The following is an 18,982-nucleotide window of genomic DNA, read 5'->3' as shown; positions in this document are numbered from 1 at the left end:
CCGCCCCATGCCCTCGAGGGCATGAGGCTGATGCTCGAGCGCATGCGATTCAGGTCAACAGCAGCTCGGTGTCGGCAACGGTGCCGAGTCGTCCCTCGGCCGCGCCCCAGAGGACGAAGTGCGAGGTGGCGTCGAGCCCGGCTGCGGCGACGTCGGGGTTGGCCGCGAGATAGGCGGCGGTGTCGAACCAGGGGCCGGGCGCACGGTTCTCGTCGGCGCCGTAGGACCAGTAGTGCTCGAGGGCCGAGGCGAAGGTGCCGGCGGCGACGGCGGCGGCGACGTCGGGGTTGTCGGCGAGGTAGTCCTCGCCGTCCCAGAGCGCGTGCGGTGCGCGCCCCTCGGCCATGCCCCATTGCTGGAAGTGATCCGCGGCGGTGGCGAAGATGCCGGCGGCGACGGCCTCGGCGACATCGGGGTTCTCGGCGAGATAGAAGCTCGCGTCGAAGGCGTTGCCGTCGGTGAACTGGCGCGCCGCCGAGAAGGTCTGCACCAGGGTGATGGCGCCATCGGCGGTGCTGACCAGCAGCTCGACATCGGCGCCGAGGGTGTCGGTGCCGGTGGGGCCGAGCAGGGTGGCCGAGCCGTCGGCCGCGCGCGTCAGCGTCAGCTCGGCCATGGTGGCGGCGACCTGGGCGGTGTCGGCGCCAAAGCCACCAGCAAGCTGGTCGTTGCCGCTGCCGCCGACGAGGATATCGGCGCCGAGTCCGCCGTCGAGCCGGTCGTCGCCGCCATCGCCGAAGAGCCGGTCACGCCCGCCGGCCGAGCTGACGATGTCGTCGCCGCCGCCGCCACGGATGATGTCGTCGTCGGGGCCGAAGAAGAGGACCTGGGCGCTGCCGTCGCCCTGGACGATGTCGACGTCCGCCCCGGTGTCGCCGTCGTCGCCGCGGAAGCTGCCGGGCCCGCGCACCACCAGGGTGCCGGCGCCGGCGACGACGATCTCGACCGGCCCGAGGGGGTTGCCCGCGGCATCGTAGAGCGCGCTGGTGTCGACCACCACCAGGGTCGGGCGCCCGTCGGTGCCGCTGCCGTCGCCGAGGTCGATGGTCAGGCGCAGCGGGGTCTCCCCCGTGCCCCCCTCGCTCGGCCACACCGGGGTGACCTGCACCACCTCGACGCCGCCGCCCGTGGCGCGGGACTCCAGCGAATCGATCAGCGCCGCGCGCCCGGCCGCCTCCTCGGGGTCGGCATCGGCGTCGTCGCCGCCGGTGAGGGTCTCGAGCGCGCTGCGCTCGGTGCTCACCCGGCTGGTGGCGATCAGCCCGAGCGACTCGGGCTTGCTCACCTTCACGCCCCCGACCGGGATGTCGACCTCCGGGCTGCTCGGGTCGACGTCGGTGCGCTCGCCGGGGGCGGTCGGGTCGCTGACCACCACCGCGACACTCTCGCCGGTGCGACGGTCGGTGGTGGTGCCGGTGGTCACCGGGGCGCCGTCGAGGGTGGTGTCGGTGAAGTCCGTGGTGGGGTTGAGCCCGGTGTCGATGCCGCTACCGTCGATCGTCGAACCATCGTCGCCGCTGAACAGGTCATCGCCCGTGTCCGGGGTCGAACCGCCACCGCCACCGCCACTGCTGACGGCGGCGACGGTGATCGGGTTGGCGGTGAGATCGGCGATGGTCACCGCCGCCGCCGCGCCGCTGGCCCAGTCCTCGGCGGCGGCGAGGTTGTAGACGGTGGTATCGGCGGCCTGGGTGCCGGCCTGGTCGAGCAGGGCGTCGACCGCGCTCTTGTCGGTGCCGCCGAGGGTGGCGCTGAAGCGCGTGGCCGAATCGATCTCGACATCCGTGGTGGTGGTGAGGGTATGGGTCGCGCCCCCGGCGCCGGTGAACGTCAGCTGCGACAGATCGATGTCGTTGGCCGCGCCGGCCGCACTCGGCAGGCCGGTGGCAGTGACCACCAGGAGGCCGCTGGTCGGGTCGTAGGTGGCGCTGGTGATGGTCGGCGCCGGGACATTGGCCACGGTGACGGCGTTGCCGGTGAGATCGGCATCGGTCACCGCCGCCGCCGCGCCCGCGGCCCAGTCCTCGGCGGCGGCGAGGTTGTAGGTCGTGCCCCCGGTCGCGCTGGTGCCGTCCTGATTGAGCAGCGGTCCGACCGCGGCGCGATCGGTGGCGCTCAGCGTCAGCGTGAAGCCGGTCGCCGAGGTCAGCTCCACGTCTGCGGTGTCGGTGAGGGTATGGCTCGCGCCGCCCTCGCCGACGAGCGCGAGCCGGGAGGCATCGATGTCGTTGGCCGCCCCGCCGCGGGCGAGCAGCCCGCTGCCGGTGACCACCAGCGTGCCGTTGCTCGCGTCATAGGTCGCCGAGGTCAGCGTCGGGGTCGGCACATTGCTGACGGTGAGGCCGTTGCCGGTGGCATCGCTGCTGTCGCCGGCGCTCACCGCGGTGTTCCAGTCATCGGCGGCGGCGAGGTTGTAGGTCGTGCCCCCGGTCGAGCTGGTGCCGTTGCTGTTGAGCAGCGGTCCGACCCCGGCGCGATCGGTGGCGCTCAGCGTCAGGGTGAACTGGGTGGCCGAGGTGCGCTCGACGTCCGCGGTGTCGGTCAGGGTATAGCTCGTCCCGCCCGCGCCGGTGAGGGTGAGGGCGCTGGCGTCGATGTCCGCGCCGCCGCCGTTGGCCTGGATGTTGGTGCCGGTGACCACCAGGGTGCCGGTGGCGGCGTCATAGGTGGCGCTGGTGAGCTTGGGGAGCACGGCCACGGTGATCGCGTTGCCGGTGGTATCGCTGATGTCGGCGCCGGGGTCGGCGCCGGTGAGCCAGTCGTCGGCGGCGGCGAGATTGTAGGTGGTGCCGAAGCTCGAGCTGGTGCCGAGCTGGTCGAGCAGGGCGGCGACCGCGGTGCGATCGGTCCCCGAGAGGGTGACGGAGAACTGGGTGGCCGAGTCGATCTCGACATCGGTGGCGGTGGTCAGGGTGTGGCTCGCCGCGTTGCCGCCGGTGATCGTCAGCGTCGAGAGATCGACGTCGTTGGCCGCGCCGCTGGCGGCCACGAAGTTGCTCCCGGTCACCGTCAGCACCCCGGTGTCGGCGTCGTAGCTCGCCGCGGTGATGGTCGGTGCGGCGACGTTGCTGACCGTGACCGCGTTGCCGGTGGTGTCGGCAATGTCGGCGGCCGTCGGCGCGCCGGTGACCCAGTTATCGGCCACGGCGATGTTGTAGGTGGTGGTATCGCCGGCCTGGGTGCCGTCCTTGTTGAGCAGGCCGCGGACAGCGAGCTGGTCGGTGGCGCTGAGGGTGAGGTTGGCGGTGGTCGCCGAGCTGACCTCGACGTCGCTGGTGTCGGTGAGGGTATGGCTCGCGCCGCCGTTGCCGGTGAGGGTGATGGTCGAGGCGTCGATATCGTTGGTCGCGCCGCTGGCGACCACCAGGCTGGTGCCGGTCAGCGTCAGCACCCCGGTCGACCAGTCGTAGGTCGCCGAGCTGAGCGCGGGCGCGGCATGGTTGCTGACGGTGACACCGGCGCTGTCACTGGTGTCACCGGCGCTCACATGGGTGTTGAAGTCGTCGTCGGCGGCGAGCGCATAGCTGGTCGTGCTGGTCGCCGAGGTGGTGCCGTCCTGGTTGAGCAGGGCCTCGACGTTGGGGACGTCCATCCCGCTCAGGGCGACGGTGAACTGGGTAGCGGAGTCGATGTCGACGTCGGCCGAGGTGGCGAGGGTGTAGGTCGCGCCGCCCTCGCCGGTGAGGGTGAGCCTGGAGACGTCGATGTCGTCGCCGGCGCCGCCGCCGGTGGCGAAGCCGTTGCCGGTGACCACCAGTTGATCGGTGGCGGCGTCGTAGGTCGCCGAGGTGATGTCCGGGGTGTCGGCGATGTCGAGGTTGGCCGTCCCCAGGGCGACGGTGGTGCCGCCGCCGCTGCCAGTGTTGCCGCCGTCGTTGGCGCTCAGCGTGAGGGTGGCGGCGTCATTGCCGTTGGCATCGGCGGCGCTGGTGTACTGGATGTTGCTCGCGGTGTCGAGATAGCTGTCGATGGCGGCGGCGGTACCGCTCAGGGTCAGGGTGGTGGTGCCGCTGCCGCCGATGACGACCCCGCCGCCGCTGCTGGCGGCGAGGGTGCCGGCGTCGACGCCGAGGCTGAGGGTGACCTGCCCGGCCCCGGCGTCGGCATCGGCGAAGGTCGCCGCCGAGAGGTCGAGGTTGCTGGCGGTGTCCTCGCTGACGTCGAGATCGCTCGGCAGGCCGGTGAGCGTGGGGTCGTCGTTGGTGGCGGTGATGTCGATGGTGACGCTGTTGCTGCCCTGCTCGCTCGCGCCGTCGCCGCTGGTGCCGGGGTCGCTGCCGGTGTTGCCGCCGTCGTTGACGGTGAGGGTGAGGGTGGTCGAGGCGCTGGGGGCGTCCACGGCGGAGTAGGCGATGGTGCCGGTCCCGCCGCCGGTGAACAGCGCGTCGAGCTGGGCGAGCGTGCCGGTGAGGATGACGGTGCCGCTGCCGTTGCCGCTGCTGATGCTCGCGCCGGAGTCGCCGACCGCGACGCTCAGGGTGCCCTCGGCGGCGGCGAGGGTCGCGGTGAGGGTACCGGCGGCGGCGTCGGGGTCGCTCACACTGAAACCGGTCCCCTGGATCGCCAGCGGGGTGCCCTCGGTATGGGCGAGCGCGCTGCCCGGCGCGCTGACCGTGGGGGCGTCATTGACGGCGCTGATCGAGGTGCCCAGGGCGACGCCGCTGGCCGAGACCCTGGAGGTGGCGTCGTCGCTGGTGGTGTCGAAGGTCTGCCGGGTGGAGCCGCTGGTGAAGGTGGTCGCCGAGGAGTCGTCGACGGCGAAGACGGTGAGCGCGCCCGGGCTGGCGTTGTAGTCGGCCACCGGTACGAAGCGCAGCTTGGCCGAGGTGTCGAGCAGCAGTCCGGCACTGGTCGAGACGGTGCCGACGTCGTACCAGGTCGAGCCGTTGTCGGTCGAGTACTGCCAGCGTCCCTCGCTGAGGCCATTGGCGGCGTCGGCGCCGATCACGATGCCGGCGAGGGCGTCGCTGTCGGCGGTGTCGGTGAAGACGGCGCCCATCAGGCTCGACACCGTCGCCCCGGCGGGGTCGGTGCTGTCCTCGGCGACCGTGCCGAGGGTGGCGCCGGCGCTGAAGCCTGGGGCGTCGTTGACCGCGGTGACGGTGATGCTGAGGGTGTCGTCGTCGCTGCCGCCGTTGCCGTCGTCGGTCTGCACCTGGAGGCTGGCGTTGCCGGCGAAGTCGGCGCTCGGGGTGAAGGTGAGGTTGCCGAGCGCGGCGTTGACCTGGGCGAGGGTGCCGTTGAAGGCGAGGGTGCCGTCGCTGCCGTCGTTGTCGGTCACCGTGGCGCCGCCGTTGGCGGTCAGGGCGATGGTGCCGTTGCTCGCGGTGAGGGTGACGCTCTGGTCGTCGCTGTCGTCGTCGGCGATCGAGAGACCGCCGATGGCGTTGGCGCTACTGTCCTCGGCGATGCTCGGGGTCGCCGGCAGGGTGGTGACCGGGGCGGTGTTGGAGGAGACCTGGGCGATGGCGATGTTGTCGATCTCTACGGTCGACGTGGCGGAGAACGAAAAACGGATCTCGTCGACCCGGTCGAAGGCGGCGCCGAAGGTCAGGGTGCCGTAACTGGTACCGCCATCTGTTGCCGTGAAGCTGTAGGTGATGTTGCCGCTGCTGTCGCCCGTGGTCAGATCGACCACCTCCCCGGCGACCACCTCGTTATTGTCGCGATAGCCGCTGATGGTGACCGTGGTGCTGGATCCGGAACTGGAACCCAAGTCGAAGCTCTGGAGATCGAAGTCGGTACCGTCGGTCGATGAGAGCGTGAAGTCGCTGACGTTCGGCGCTCCACCGCCGTTCCAGACGAAGCAGTAATCACCGGCACCACCGTCTTGGTTGAGCTTGAATGGTGCATCCGTACTCTTGACCAATGCCAGCGTGGAGTTGGGTGAGCTGGTGAAGGTCCAGTCCCCGAAGGTCGTAGAGGTCGAGTTGGTGGTGGTGAAGGTTGCGCTGTCGAAGTCCTCGCTGCTGATCCCGAGCAGGCCCGGGAAGCGGGCGCATGCATGGTCGTCGAAGGCCGATAGCGGCGCCGGGAAGGCGTCCCAGCTGCCGCCCCGGGCGTGCTCGCCGACCGGGGTGGTGGCGGCGTGGACAGGCACCCCGAGTGCTGTCTCGAGCATCTCGATCAGTGCGCGCCCGCGTGCGCCGGCGGCGACCGCGCAACCGTAGAGCACGACCTCGGCGTGCGCGGCGAGCGCGCGCCGGATTCGGGCGAGTGTCCGGGGGGATGCGTCGAGGGTCTCGCGATCCACGCGCGCCCCGCCGATCCACAGCACGCCGGGCTCGCCGTGCGACAGGATGTGTAATCTGTCGATGGATCGAGGTCCGTCGATCGCCTCGGCGATCTGCGCCAGGGGCGATCGTCCCGAGCCGAGTCGGTGCACCCGTATCGGGCGCGCGAGTCCATCGAGCAACCCCTCGGCCCGGGCCACCCCGGGATCGACGAGCAGTGCCTCCGACAGGCCGCGACCGGGTGAATGGTGACCTCTGGTCAGTCGTTTAGATGATCTGCTCTCGGACAACTCCTTCTGTGCTGCGACCGTCGGCATCGGGAGATCTCCCTGGCACGAACTGGAATGACCGCCCCTCTCCCCTGTGTCGGGGTGAGGGCGTGGGTGTCGCGTGGATACTGCAGCGATGAGGTTGTTTTATTGGGGCTTTTCTGCGGGGTTGAAGGGGGGGCTTCACGGACGATGTTCGGACGTCTCTCGTCCGGCGCGCGCGGCGTGAGCGCCGACATCCACCACGAAGCGAAGGATCGACTTGATATCGAATCGTGTACACCCAAGCTTTCCCGCTCAAGGATGCCCGTCGTATCGATCCCCAATCCCGAGCGGTGGCGCAGCATGTCCTCCGCTCGTCCTGGACTGCCCGTCTCATGGGCAACGATCACAGACAGCAATGCAGGAGGCCGTCATGGTGGACCCTTTCATCGGAGAGATCGCGCTGTTCGGATTCAACTTCGCGCCACGCGATTTTTCGTTGTGCGAGGGGCAGATGATGTCCCCCGCCCAGAATTCAGCCTTGTTCTCGTTGCTGTCGAACTACTACGGGGGAAACGGTCAGACGACATTCGCGCTGCCTGATCTGCGCGGTCGCGCGCCCGTGGGTTTCGGCACCGGGCCGGGACTGAGCTTGCTCCCGATAGGCCAGCAGGCGGGAAGCGAGGATGTCTTCCTCGGCATCACCAACCTGCCCTCGGGCTACCCTCAGGTGGAGGTCGCGATCCCCGCCCAGAGTGGCGACGGCGGTGAGGGTGCGCCGGGGCCGGATCGTGTCCTGGCAAAGACCGTCGGGACCGCAGGTCTCGCCGCCATCGATGCCAGGACCTATTCGACCGGTACGGCCGACACCACCCTCAAGCCCTTCACGGCAACAGCGATGCAGCCCGGTGGTGGGCAGGCCGTGCCGGTGCGCGGCCCCTGTCTGGCGATCAATTTCTCGATCGCGCTCGACGGGACCTATCCGCCGCGTAGCTGATCGGCATGCGCCGCAGTCGTCTCGTCCATCTCACCGGGCCCAGTCTGGTGCCCGTCTCCCGCGAGGATCCGCCATGTCCGAGCAGGCCGCCCCCAGCAGTCTCTACATGCTCCGTGCCGACCACTTTCGCGACAAGGTCGGCCATCCCTTCCAGCTCGAGACCATGGGCGGCGCGTTACCGCTCACCCTGGTCGAGGTGCACGAGGGAGAGGCGCCGCTGTTCAGCGGCAGTGAGCGCCGCCCCTTCCGGCTCACCTTCCTCGGGCCACCGGGCGTGCTGCCCACCGCCTGTCACCTGATGATGAACCTGCGCCACGCCACCCTGGGATTGATCGAGGGGGTGTTCATCGGTCCCAACGTCGGCGACGTCGGGCGCTACCACGACCGCCCGGCACAGCTGTGGTCGGCGACCTTCACCTGAGCCACTGATGGCGTCGTAGCCACCGCCCCGGCGCGCCGGGGTCGCTGTGCCCCGAGTTCACTCGTGACGCGTTCGGTAACATCCTGGCCGACAAAGGGAAACGGCGCTGCTGGGCCGCGATATCACTCAATGAGTTGCGCGGTCGGGCAGCGCGTGGCCGAGCGCCGGCGGGGGAGGTTCAGCCGATCGCCTGACCGGCCTGGATCAGCTCGATCGGGTAGCCGTCGGGGTCCTCGACGAAGGCGATGATGGTGGTGCCGGCGTTCATCGGGCCGGCCTCGCGGAGGATCTTGCCGCCCTGCGCGCGGATGCGGGCGGTGGCGGCCTGGGCGTCCTCGACCTCGATGGCGATGTGGCCGTAGCCGTTGCCGAGGTCGTAGTGCTCGACGCCCCAGTTGTAGGTCAGTTCGAGCACGGTGTGCTCGGACTCGTCGCCGTAGCCGAGGAAGGCGAGGGTGAATTCGCCCTCGGGATAGTCCTTCTGGCGCAGCAGCCGCATGCCGAGGACCTGGGTGTAGAAGTCGATGGCGCGTTGCAGGTCGCCGGTGCGCAGCATGGTGTGCAGCAGTCGCATGGGGGGGCTCCTCGGGGCCGCCCGGTGGCGGCCCGTCGATCGTTGGTGGTGGAAAGGGTCCCTGTCAGTGCTCGTCGATGCGCCCGAGGTCGAGGCCGTCGAGCTGTTCAAGCTCGGCGGCGCGGCGCTCGCCGTAGCCGAGCGCGCGGAAGTCCATGATCCCGTCCGGGGCGTGACAGTCGGCGCAGCCGTGGGCCGCGCGCTGGATGCCGTGGTTGACCATCAGGGTGCCCATCTGGCGCATCCAGTGCGGTTCGACCTGGGGGCCGAGTCGGCCGGTCGCGTCGAGCGGATAGTCCGCCGTCCAGCCATCGAGCACGCCGAAGTAGGCCATGAACTCGTCCATCATGTAGACCTTGAACGGGGTCTGGTACATGCGCTGGACGATGGGGTCGCGCAGCGCCTGGACAACCGCCGCGCGACTGTCGCCGGTGGCGTAGTAGGTGGCGTAGTCGAAGGGCAGGATCATGGCGCCGAAGGGACCCTGGTTGGCGGTGTCCTCGTACATCATCGCGTTGAACAGCTTGAACGGATAGATGCGGCTCTTGCCGCCTTCCATCACCGGGCGCAGGTTGCGCTCGATCATTGCGCGGCGCTGCGCGAGCAGCTCGGGGGTGAGCTGGGAGAGCGGGTCGGTGGCGGCGCGGACATAGGCCTCGACGTCGATCTCGGGGTAGTCGGCCTTGAGCGCCTCGGCCCTGGCGCGCACCGCGGCGATGACCTCGGGGTCGTCGATGCGGGTGATCTGCGCCATCAGCGGGTCGTAGCTGCCGTCGCCGTCGGGGTTGCTGCCGAGGGCGTTGGCGAGGAAGGTGCCGTTGCCGTTGAACCACAGATAGGTGAAGCCCTTGCCGGGCGCGCCCGAGCGGTAGATGTCGGTCGGCTCGTAGATGCCTTCCTCGGCGTTCCAGGTCGGGTGGACCCAGTCGCGCAGCACCACGTTGTTGTCCTCGAGCGCGGTGATGTGGCAGGTCTCGCAGGCGAGGCGGTCGATATGGCCGTTGAGCAGCGCCTTGTGCTCGGAGGCGTTGTGCGGCGCGCGGCTGTGACAGCCCTCGCAGGCGACCTCCTTGTCGGGCAGGTCGTTGGCGACCAGGTCGACGCCGAAGCGCCCGCGCGGGATCTTGTGGCCCTCGGGGACGTGGCAGTCGGTGCACTGGATGTCGGCGGCGGCGTGGACGTCAGCCTCGGGGCTGAACGGGTTGCCACGCTTGGCGCCCTGGTGGAGCAGGCGCTGGTGACGCGCGCCGAGTGCCTGGGCGGCCTGGTTGGCGTGATAGGCGTCGCCGCCCATGTTGTGCTGGTGACAGCGCAGACAGTTGTCGCTGGTCACCGGGCCGACGGTGAGCGCGGCGCGCATGCTGCGGTCCTGGTTCCAGCGCAGGCCGTGCGCGTCCTCGATCACATAGCGCTGGTTCATGTCGTAGTCGGTGGCATGACAGATCAGGCAGTCGATCCCGGCCTTGGCCTCGGCCGGGACGTCGCCGACCGGCATCATCTTCTCGGTGGCCGGCTGGTAGTTACCGCCGATATGGCACTGGCCGCAGCCCTCGCTGCGCAGCACCACCTCGCCCTCGGCGTGCTCCGGTCGGCTCTCGATCAACGCCGCCCAGCCGGTCCAGGAGAAGCTGCCGGGGATGCCGCAGGCGCGGTTGATCTTGCCCACCGGGATCGGTCGTTCGCCCGGGGCGTTGACCTCGCGCCCGTCGTAGCCGTAGGTCGAGAAGCCGGGCGAGTCGCTCTGGAACTTGAAGTGCACCGAGTTGACCAGGTCGTCGAGGGTGTCGACCACCGAGGTGCTGCCGTCGCCGTGGGTGACCTCGATGGTGGCATGACACTGCAGACAGGTCTTGGGGCCCTCGTAGCGACGGATGCCGGCCTCGCGGAAGTATTTGATGTGGCTTGGCTCGGTGGCGCGGACCACCGAGGGGGTGTTCATCAACATCTCGATGCGCACCTCGCGGGCGAACGCCGACTCGGCCTCGACTTCGACCCGTTCGGCGGCGCGCGCACGCCGCGCCTCCTCGGTCAGGTCGCGCGCCATGCGCTCGAACGCCTGGTCGGTGAGCGCACGCGAGCTGGCGTAGTCCAGCGGTGCGTTGATCTTGCCGACATAGGCGTCGAACAGCACCGGGTAGAGGAGCCGGTAGACGAGATAGAGCGCGAGCAGCGCCAGCGCCCCGGCGAGCAGGAGGCGCCTGCGTCTGGTCTGGAGTAGGGGTGCGAGTACGTGCTTCATGACGCGTGCCGATCGCTCTCTTGGGTGTCGTTGGAGGTGCCGTGCTCACCGGTGAGCATGGCGCGCAGGTTGGCGGTGAGGCTGTCGCCGATGGTGATGATGTAGACGTGCACGAGCAGGAACAGCACCAACAGATAGCTGGTGAGCACATGGGTCATCGCCACCAGCCACAGGCTGCTGATACCCAGCAGGGTCTCGGGCAGCAGCGGCGAGAGCAGGAAGCCCAGACCGCTGAGGATCAGCAGCGGCATCAGCAGGTACATGGCACCGAGATAGCTCAGTTGCTGGAGCACGTTGAACTTGGCCGCCGGCCCGGCGTGGAAGGGGTGGGGCTCGTCACGGAAGATGCCATAGGCGTAGTAGCGCGCCTGCACCCAGAGATCCCGCACCAGCCCGCGCGGCCGGGGCAGATAGTGACGGCCGTTGTCGCTCTTGAGGTTGGCGAGGACGAAGGCGATCCAGCCGAGCGCGAGCAGTGTCCCGGAGACGTTGTGGATCGCCACCGCCTGGTTGAAGCCGAGCAGCCAGTCGGTGCCGGCGTAGTGCATGCTCACGCCGCTGACCACCAGCGCCAGGAACAGCGCCGCGTTGTACCAGTGCCAGGCCCTCAGCCAGAGCGGATAGAGTGGGGATGTGCTCATCGGTCGTTCTCCTTGCGGCGGCGGGCGAGGCGATAGCGGCCATAGCCGTGCAGCGCGATGACCAGCGCCACCAGCGCGAGGATGGCGAGGCTCAGGGCATCGAGCAGTGGGCTGCGGCTCATGCCGACGATATAGGCGTCGTTACGCACCAGGCTCGTCAGCCAGCCGTGCTCGGCCTGGTCCTGGGCGAGGCGGTAGCGATAGAGCCCCTCGCGCAGCCGCGAGTCGCGGCTGTGACAGGCCACGCAGCGCTTGCTGCTGTCGGCGGCGGCGAGGATCTGGTGACTGGCCTGGGGCGTGGTCGGGGTGTGGCAGTCGATACAGCGCACCGCCGCCCAGTGGGCGTCGCGCTGCGGCAGCCAGGCGTGCGAGCCGCGCAGCGGGTCGGTCACCCGGTGGTGGCAGTCGAGACAGGTCTGGTTGTCGCGCCGCACGATGGCGCCGAGGTCGTCGCCGACCTGGGAGGCGCGGAAGGCGTGCGGGTCGTGACAGCTGTGACAGTCGAACTGGCGCAGCTTGTGGTGATCGGAGGTGGCGTGGACGCTGGCGTCGAACTCCTCGGCGATACGATCGAGCCGGTAGGTGGCATCGGCCGGGTCGTCGGCATGACACTCGACGCAGCCGAGCTGCTCGTCGGCGAGCTTGGCGCGGTGCGGATAGCGGCCATAGCCACGGGCGTGACAGTCGCTGCAGGCGAGTTCGGCGTGTACCGAGTGATCGAGCCGCCGGGGGTCGAGCGCGAGGCTGCGGATCTCGCCGCTGTCGGGTTCGCGATAGGCGAGGGTCGACATGGCGTGACAGCGCAGGCAGTCGTGGTCGCGTGCGGTCTCGACGGCGCTCGCCGCAGGAGCGAGCAGGCTCGTCACGAGCGCGAGCAGGGCGCCCGTCAGCCAGCGGGTTGGACGGGGACGTGAGCAGTGATGGGTCATGATCTCTGTGTCGGTGGCGGACGGTACGGGCGTCGGTTCGACGCCCCGTCGTTGCTGCCGCGATCGCGACGAGGTCGCGCCCGCGTTACCCGGGCGGCATGTCGGCGGTCCCGGTGACGAGGGATCGGGATGCGCCGCCGAGACTCAGCATGCCCAAACCCTCGTCCCCTTAGAAGGCGGATTCGTCGATTGGTTGCGACAGATCATCGTCGCCCGGTGGACGGTTGAGGTGTCTCCTCGATGCAGAAGCGCGAGACCGTATCGGCCAGCCCCTCGGCCAGGCGCGAGAGATCGCCGCTGACCTGGGCCGCGTCCTGGGCGCTGCTGCGCATTCGCGAGGCGCTGGCGGTGATGTTGTGCGCCTGGCCGTCGAGCTGACTGATCGCCGCCGACTGCTGGCTGACTGCCGCGCCGATCTCGTCGCTCTGAGCGCGAATGGTGTCGATCAGGTCGGCGATCTCGTCGAAACCACTGCTGGCGGCGAGGGTGCGCTCGACGGCCTGTTCGGCGCGCGTCTCGCTGATGCTGATGCCCTGCGCCAGTTGCTGGGCATCGGCGCGGACGCGCTCGAGGATGGCACCGACCTCGGTGGTCGAGCGCTGGGTGCGAGTGGCCAGGGTGCGGACCTCGTTGGCGACGACGGCGAAACCGCGTCCGGCCTCGCCGGCGCGTGCTGCCTCGATCGCGGCGTTGAGCGCAAGCAGATTGGTCTGCTCGGCGATGGCGTGGATCACCGTCAGCACCTGGTCGACGTCGCGGGTATCGGCGTCGAGCTGGCGCAACTGCTCGGCCATGCCCGCGACCTCGGTGGCGAGCTGTTCGACGGCTTGGCGCGAGTCGGTGGAGATGGTGCGGCCGTCGCTTGCCCGTTGCTGGGCGCGATCGGCAGCAGCGGTGGCGCGCTCGCTGCTGTCGGCGACCTGGGCGGTACCGCTCGAGAGCTGACTGAGCGCTGCGGCGACCTGATCGGCCTCGTCGTGATGGGCGTCGGCGCGTTCGCTGATGTGCTGGGCGATCCCGGCGGTCTGGCGGGTATGATCGAGGGTGGTGGCGCTGGCTGTGGCAACCTCGGCGACCAGCGCGCGCACTTTCTCGGCGAAGCGGTTGAAGGCGTCGGCGAGCTGGTCGATCTCGCGCACCGGCGAGTGGTCGAGGCGGCGGGTGAGATCGCCCTCGCCCTCGCCGATGTCGCGCATCGCCGCGATCGCGCCGCGCAACGGACGCAGCACCGAGCGCAGGATGGCCACGCCGATGGCGAGCACCAGCAACACGGCCAGGAGGTTGATCGTCAGGGTGGTGCGGGCGATGTGCCGCATCTCCTGATCGCTGTCGGCGAACACCGCCTGCTGAGCCGCGGTGGCGCTCTGCTCCAGCGCCGCGAGGCTGTCGTGCATGGTGGCGGTGGCGGTGCGCTGCTCGGCAAGCGCCGCGCCCTGGGTCTGACGGGCCTGCAGCAGCGTCGCGCGCAGCGACAACAAGGAGTCCTGCTCGGCGCTGATGCGTCGGGCGAGGGCGTCGAGATCCTGCGCCAGCTCGGCGCTGAGTGACGCGGTGTCGGCGTCATCGAGCAGTGTGCGCAACTCATCGAGAGTGACGCGGAGGCGTTCGAGTGCCGGGGCGAGGCGATTGTCGTGCAGGCTCCTCAGCGCCTGATGGTGCTCGGCGGCGCCGAGCAGGCCGGCAAGGGTGGCGAGCTGGGCGGTCTGGATCTGTAGTTCGCCGCCGAGTCGGGCGGCGCGCCGCACCCGGTCGTCGAGCAGCCGCCTGGCCGCCTCCCTGAGCGCCGCGTCATCGGCCGTCGGCGCGCGCAGCGCGCGGGTGAGCATGATCTGCGCGCTGGCGTTGCGGAAGGCCAGCTCCTCGACCAATTCGGCGATGTGTGACTGTAGCGCGGTGAAGGCCTGGTCGAGGTCGTCACCGACGCCGGCGAGCTGTGCGCGCAGCCGGTGGATGCGCAGCATCTCGCCGGCGACCCGCTCATCGGCGTCGAGCAGGGTGGTCAGTGCCGTCTCGAGTGATTGCAGTGGCGCGTCCGCGTCGGTGGTGGCACGGCGCAGTGCCGAGATCCCGCGATCGAGCCGTTGCGCGATCGGGGCGCGTGGCGCCAAGGCCTCGAGTTCTCCGGCGTCGCTGCTGGCGAGCACCGCGGTCTGGCGGGTGAGCAGTGCCTGCAGGGCGCCGAGGATATTGCTCTGATGGGCCTGGGCGCGCGAGAGCGCGACGAACTGGGCACGGCTGTCGCGCATGCCGGCATTGGCGAACAGGATGGCTCCACCCAGGATGGCCAGGGCCCCGACGCTGACGACGAGCAATACGATCAGCAGGGTTCGGATCGAGGTGCGGGGTTGGGGCAGGGTGGACATTCTTCCTCCTTGTGTCTTGCGGCCGGCTAACCGACTGATTATAGAGGGTCGTCCCGGTCCTCTCCGTGAACCACTCGGATGTCTGCGCCAACCGATCGAACCGTGCCCGGTTGGCCGGATCAATGGTCGGGTGAGGGGCCTGCGCTGGCTCGAACCCGCCCCGACCGGGGCGGGTATCGCTCAACGACGGCGTTGCGCGCGCGGACCGCGCAGCGAGGTCACCCCGGCGATGATCACCGCCAGGGTGACGACGGCCACGATCAGGGTGGCGAGGGCGTTGATCTGCGGCGAGACGCCCATGCGCACGCTTGAGTAGACGACCATCGGCAGGGTGGTCGAGCCGGGGCCGGAGACAAAGCTGGCGATCACCAGATCATCGAGCGAGAGGGTGAAGGCGAGCAGCCAGCCCGAGAGCAGCGCCGGGGCGATCAGCGGCAGGGTGATGCGCAGATAGACGGTGAGCGGACGCGCGCCGAGGTCCATCGCCGCCTCCTCGAGCGAGGCGTCCATCTGCGCCAGACGGGTGCGCACCACCACCGCGACATAGGCGGTGGAGAAGGTGATGTGGGCGATGGCGATGGTGGTGAAACCGCGCCCGTCGGGCCAGCCGAGGCCGTGCTGCATGGCCACGAACAGCAGCAGCATCGACAGACCGATGATGACATCGGGCATCACCAGCGGCGCGGTGAGCAGCAGCTCGAAGGCGTTGCGGCCGCGGAAGCGGCCGTGGCGCACCAGGGCGTTGGCCGCGAGGGTGCCGAGCACCACCGCCAGGGTGGCGTTGGCCGCGGCGATGCGCACGCTCAACCAGGCCGCCTCGAGCAGCTGCTGGTTGTGCAGCAGCTCGCGATACCACTTGATCGAGAAGCCCGACCACACCGTCACCAGTCGCGACTCGTTGAAGGAGTAGACGATCAGCAACAGGATCGGTACGTAGAGGAAGGCGTAACCGAAGGCGAGCAGGCTGAGCAGGGGCCAGCGACGGCGTCTCATGCGTTGTCCTCCATGCGCCGCTCGAGACGCTGCATCAACACGAAGGGCACCACCAACAGCCCCAGCAGCACGATCGCCAGGGCGGCGGCGAGCGGCCAGTCCTTGTTGCCGAAGAATTCGGTCCACAGCAGTTTGCCGACCATCAGCGTCTCCGGGCCGCCGAGCAGGTCGGGGATGACGAACTCGCCGACCACCGGGATGAACACCAGCATGCTGCCGGCGACGATGCCGGCGAGCGACAGCGGCAGGGTGACGCGTACGAAGGCGCGCAGTGGCCGGCAGCCGAGATCGGCGGCGGCCTCAAGCAGGGTCGGGTCGAGGCGCGAGAGATTGGCGTAGAGCGGCAGGATCATGAACGGCAGATAGGAGTAGACCACCCCGATATAGACCGCGGTCTGAGTGTGGAGGATGTTGAGCGGGGTGTCGATCACCCCGAGCGCGAGCAGCAGATGGTTGAGCAGGCCGTTGGTCTTGAGGATGCCGATCCAGGCATAGACGCGGATCAGGAATGAGGTCCAGAACGGCAGGATCACCAGCATCAGCAAGGGGATGCGCCAGCGCGGCGGGGCGGTGGCGATGGCATAGGCCATCGGATAGCCGATCAGCAGACAGAGCAGGGTGCAGACCAGCGCCACCCACAGCGAGTTGAGGAAGGCGGTCAGATAGATGCTGTCTTCCCACACCAGCATGAAGTTCTGCAGGTTGAGCTGGATCTGCAGCACGCCCGATTCGAGCCACTCCCACAGCGGGGTGTAGGGCGGCTGGCCGAGCCGTGGCTCGGCGACGCTGATCTGCAGCACGATCAGCAGCGGCAGCAGGAAGAACACGCCGAGCCACAGATAGGGCAGGCCGATGTTGACGACGCGGCTGAGGCGCTGGCGGCGTGCGGGTGGGTTGTCTTGAGGTGCGGGCATCGCGGTGTGTCGGGGTGGTTCCTGAGCGGGTTGGGTCAGAGGCGCTGGCGTTGCTGGGGCCTCGGGGCGGTGCGATGCAACGCCTGCACCCGCCCGGGCCGGTGCGGCGCGGGCGGGTGTGGTGCATGGCGCGGCGCGCGCGTTGGGCTATTCGGTCAGCACCACCGCGCTGGTCGGCGACCACTCGATGGCGACCTCCTGGTCCCAGGTCAGCACCTGCTCGGTGCGCGGCTGGGTGTTGGTCAGGGTCATCTCGACGCGCTGGCCCTCGACGCGCAGCCGGTAGATGGAGACGTCGCCGAGATAGGCGATGTCCTCGACCACGCCGCGGAGCTGGTTGACGCCGTCCTCGCGATAGTCGAGACACAGGCGCATCTTCTCCGGGCGTACCGCCAGCGTCACCGGGGTGCCGAGGGCGAGCGGGTGGAAGTTGCGCACCTGCATCGGCCGGCCCAGTCGGGTCTCGATCAGCAGCTGGTCGCCGTCGCTCTCGACCACCTTGCCCTCGAACTGGTTGATCGAGCCGATGAACTCGGCGACGAAGCGGCACGAGGGGTATTCGTAGATCGCCGTCGGGGTGTCGACCTGCATGATCTGGCCGGCGTCCATCACCGCGATCCGGGTCGACATGGTCATCGCCTCTTCCTGATCGTGGGTGACGGTGATGAAGGTGATGCCGAGTCGCTCCTGGAGGTTGACCAGCTCGAACTGGGTGTTTTCGCGCAGGCGCTTGTCGAGCGCGCCGAGCGGTTCGTCGAGCAGCAGCAGCTTGGGGTGCTTGGCGAGGCTGCGCGCCAGCGCCACGCGCTGGCGCTGGCCGCCGGAGAGTTGCTCGGGCTTGCGCCGGCGCAGCTCGGCGATGCGCAGCAGCTCGAGCATCTCGTCGACCCGCTCGGCGCGCTCGCCGCGCCCGAGCCGCTCCTGCTTGAGCCCGAACTCGATGTTCTGCGCCACCGTCATGTGCGGGAACAGCGCATAGGACTGGAACATCATGTTGACCGGGCGCGAGTAGGGCGGCACGTCGGTGACGTCGACCCCGTCGATATAGATCCGCCCCGCCGTCGGGTACTCGAGCCCAGCGAGCATCCGCAGCAGGGTCGACTTGCCGCACCCGGAGCTGCCGAGCAGCGAGAAGAACTCGCCCTTGAAGATGTCGAGGCTCAGGTCCTCGACGGCATGGTGCTCGCCGAAGCGCTTGCTGACCCGTTCGATGCGCACATAGGGCGTGGCCTTGGGGTCTTGCCAGGTGTCGAGGTTGCGGCGGTCGAGGGCGATGGGCATGGACGAGTTGCGCTCCGCCACGTCAGTGGTTGGCCTTGAGCCGGGTCCAGCGGCGGTTGAGGTCGCGGATCTCGCGGTCGCTGCGCTGGTTGGGCACGAACAGTCGCGCCTTGACCTCGGCCGGCGGGTAGATGCCCGGGTCCTCGCGCAGCGCGGCGTCGACCAATGCGGTGGCCTCCAGGTTGGGGTTGGCATAATAGACGTAGTCGGAGACGGCGGCGATCACCGCCGGCTGCAACAGATGGGCGATGAAGGCGTGCGCGGCCTCGGGGTTGGGCGCATCGCGCGGGATCGCCATCACGTCGGTCCACATCGCCGCGCCCTCGCGCGGGATGCGATAGATCACCTCGACGCCTTTGCCAGCCTCGTCGGCGCGCTCCTGGGCCTGCAGCACATCACCCGAGTAGCCGTGGGCGATGCACAGGTCACCGTTGGCCAGGTCGCTGATGTACTGCGAGGAGTGGAAGTAGCGGATATGGGGGTAGACGCCCTTGATCAGCTCGGCGGCGGCGTCGAGATCGGCGCGCTCGAGGCTGTTGGGGTCCTTGCCGAGATAGGCCAGCGCGGCGGAGAAGACCTCGGTCGGGTCGTCGAGCAGGGCGATGCCGCAACCGGCGAGCCTGGCGGCGATCTGCGGGTCGAAGACCAGTGCCCAGGTGTCGAGCGGGATCTCGTCGCCGAGGATCTCGCGGACCTTGGCACGATTGATCCCGAGCCCCGAGGTCCCCCACATGTAGGGAACGAGATGGGCGTTGTCGGGATCGATCTCGGCGAGGCTGGCCATGATCTCGGGATCGAGTCGATCCAGCCCCGGCAGCTGCGACTTGTCGAGCGGCAGATAGAGCCCGGCGCGGATGTGACGCGCGGCGAAGGGGCGCGCGGTGGGGAAGATCAGGTCGTAGCCGCTGCTGCCGGCGAGCAGCTTGGCCTCGAGGATCTCGTTGGCGTCGTAGAGATCGAGCACCGCACGGATGTCGGTAGCAGCCTCGAAGGTCTCTAGGGTGTCCTCGGCGAAGTAGTCGTTCCAGTTGTAGAGATGGACCTGCTCCTCGGCGAGACCGAGGGGCGCCACGGCCCAGAGCGACAGCGACAGGAGGAGGTTGGCGAGCTTACGCACGTGCGCGATCCCCATGGAAGAAGTAGTCG

Annotated in this window: 12 protein-coding genes; 2 read left to right on the top strand and 10 right to left on the bottom strand. The window is 69.2% G+C overall.

Annotation, left to right across the window (positions count from 1 at the left end):
* Positions 1–49: 49 nt before the first annotated feature.
* Positions 50–6,550: a DUF4347 domain-containing protein gene (locus MARPU_RS10635; protein WP_005223322.1), complete on the bottom strand. Its 6,501-nt coding sequence runs from the start codon at positions 6,548–6,550 to the stop codon at positions 50–52.
* A gap of 352 nt (positions 6,551–6,902) precedes the next feature.
* Between MARPU_RS10635 and MARPU_RS10630 the strand changes: the two genes are divergently transcribed.
* A complete protein-coding gene (locus MARPU_RS10630) occupies positions 6,903–7,481 on the top strand; it encodes a phage tail protein (protein ID WP_198015474.1) in 579 nt (192 codons plus the stop codon).
* Between the two features lie 73 nt (positions 7,482–7,554).
* Positions 7,555–7,902, top strand: coding sequence for a DUF6916 family protein (locus tag MARPU_RS10625; protein WP_005223328.1), 348 nt, complete (start codon positions 7,555–7,557; stop codon positions 7,900–7,902).
* Positions 7,903–8,080: 178 nt separating this feature from the next.
* On the opposite strand, the gene gloA is transcribed toward MARPU_RS10625, so the two are convergent.
* From gloA to MARPU_RS10580, 9 genes are all read right to left on the bottom strand, one after another.
* Entirely contained in the window at positions 8,081–8,476 is a 396-nt protein-coding gene (gene gloA, locus MARPU_RS10620) for a lactoylglutathione lyase (RefSeq protein WP_005223330.1), read from the bottom strand.
* Positions 8,477–8,540: 64 nt separating this feature from the next.
* Positions 8,541–10,715: a multiheme c-type cytochrome gene (locus MARPU_RS10615; protein WP_005223332.1), complete on the bottom strand. Its 2,175-nt coding sequence runs from the start codon at positions 10,713–10,715 to the stop codon at positions 8,541–8,543.
* Positions 10,712–11,356, bottom strand: a complete 645-nt coding sequence (locus MARPU_RS10610) for a cytochrome b/b6 domain-containing protein (RefSeq protein ID WP_005223333.1) — start codon at positions 11,354–11,356, stop codon at positions 10,712–10,714. The genes MARPU_RS10615 and MARPU_RS10610 overlap by 4 nt, the downstream gene beginning before the upstream one ends.
* Complete coding sequence (locus MARPU_RS10605; RefSeq protein WP_005223334.1) at positions 11,353–12,285, bottom strand: nitrate/TMAO reductase membrane-bound tetraheme cytochrome C subunit; 933 nt, start codon at positions 12,283–12,285, stop codon at positions 11,353–11,355. The genes MARPU_RS10610 and MARPU_RS10605 overlap by 4 nt, the downstream gene beginning before the upstream one ends.
* Before the next feature lie 203 nt (positions 12,286–12,488).
* Positions 12,489–14,648, bottom strand: coding sequence for a methyl-accepting chemotaxis protein (locus MARPU_RS16750; RefSeq protein ID WP_005223336.1), 2,160 nt, complete (start codon positions 14,646–14,648; stop codon positions 12,489–12,491).
* Positions 14,649–14,828: 180 nt separating this feature from the next.
* Positions 14,829–15,641, bottom strand: coding sequence for an ABC transporter permease subunit (locus tag MARPU_RS10595; protein WP_005223337.1), 813 nt, complete (start codon positions 15,639–15,641; stop codon positions 14,829–14,831).
* Entirely contained in the window at positions 15,638–16,555 is a 918-nt protein-coding gene (locus tag MARPU_RS10590; RefSeq protein WP_005223338.1) for an ABC transporter permease subunit, read from the bottom strand. The genes MARPU_RS10595 and MARPU_RS10590 overlap by 4 nt, the downstream gene beginning before the upstream one ends.
* Before the next feature lie 147 nt (positions 16,556–16,702).
* Positions 16,703–17,836 carry an ABC transporter ATP-binding protein gene (locus MARPU_RS10585; RefSeq protein ID WP_005223339.1) on the bottom strand — a complete coding sequence of 378 codons (1,134 nt, stop codon included), beginning with the start codon at positions 17,834–17,836 and terminating at the stop codon, positions 16,703–16,705.
* A 22-nt stretch (positions 17,837–17,858) separates the two neighbouring features.
* On the bottom strand, positions 17,859–18,968 hold the full coding sequence (locus tag MARPU_RS10580; protein ID WP_005223340.1) for a polyamine ABC transporter substrate-binding protein: 1,110 nt from the start codon (positions 18,966–18,968) through the stop codon (positions 17,859–17,861).
* Between the last annotated feature and the right edge of the window lie 14 nt (positions 18,969–18,982).

The organism is Marichromatium purpuratum 984, assembly GCF_000224005.2.
Classification (GTDB): Bacteria; Pseudomonadota; Gammaproteobacteria; order Chromatiales; family Chromatiaceae; genus Marichromatium; species Marichromatium purpuratum.
This window is presented reverse-complemented; position numbering and strand designations above follow the sequence as displayed.

Coding starts and splice junctions, on each gene's coding strand:
- MARPU_RS10635 (WP_005223322.1), bottom strand. CDS start 6,550: ATGCCGACGGTCGCAGCACAGAAGGAGTTGTCCGAGAGCAGATCATCT.
- MARPU_RS10630 (WP_198015474.1), top strand. CDS start 6,903: ATGCAGGAGGCCGTCATGGTGGACCCTTTCATCGGAGAGATCGCGCTG.
- MARPU_RS10625 (WP_005223328.1), top strand. CDS start 7,555: ATGTCCGAGCAGGCCGCCCCCAGCAGTCTCTACATGCTCCGTGCCGAC.
- gloA (WP_005223330.1), bottom strand. CDS start 8,476: ATGCGACTGCTGCACACCATGCTGCGCACCGGCGACCTGCAACGCGCC.
- MARPU_RS10615 (WP_005223332.1), bottom strand. CDS start 10,715: ATGAAGCACGTACTCGCACCCCTACTCCAGACCAGACGCAGGCGCCTC.
- MARPU_RS10610 (WP_005223333.1), bottom strand. CDS start 11,356: ATGAGCACATCCCCACTCTATCCGCTCTGGCTGAGGGCCTGGCACTGG.
- MARPU_RS10605 (WP_005223334.1), bottom strand. CDS start 12,285: ATGACCCATCACTGCTCACGTCCCCGTCCAACCCGCTGGCTGACGGGC.
- MARPU_RS16750 (WP_005223336.1), bottom strand. CDS start 14,648: ATGTCCACCCTGCCCCAACCCCGCACCTCGATCCGAACCCTGCTGATC.
- MARPU_RS10595 (WP_005223337.1), bottom strand. CDS start 15,641: ATGAGACGCCGTCGCTGGCCCCTGCTCAGCCTGCTCGCCTTCGGTTAC.
- MARPU_RS10590 (WP_005223338.1), bottom strand. CDS start 16,555: ATGCCCGCACCTCAAGACAACCCACCCGCACGCCGCCAGCGCCTCAGC.
- MARPU_RS10585 (WP_005223339.1), bottom strand. CDS start 17,836: ATGCCCATCGCCCTCGACCGCCGCAACCTCGACACCTGGCAAGACCCC.
- MARPU_RS10580 (WP_005223340.1), bottom strand. CDS start 18,968: ATGGGGATCGCGCACGTGCGTAAGCTCGCCAACCTCCTCCTGTCGCTG.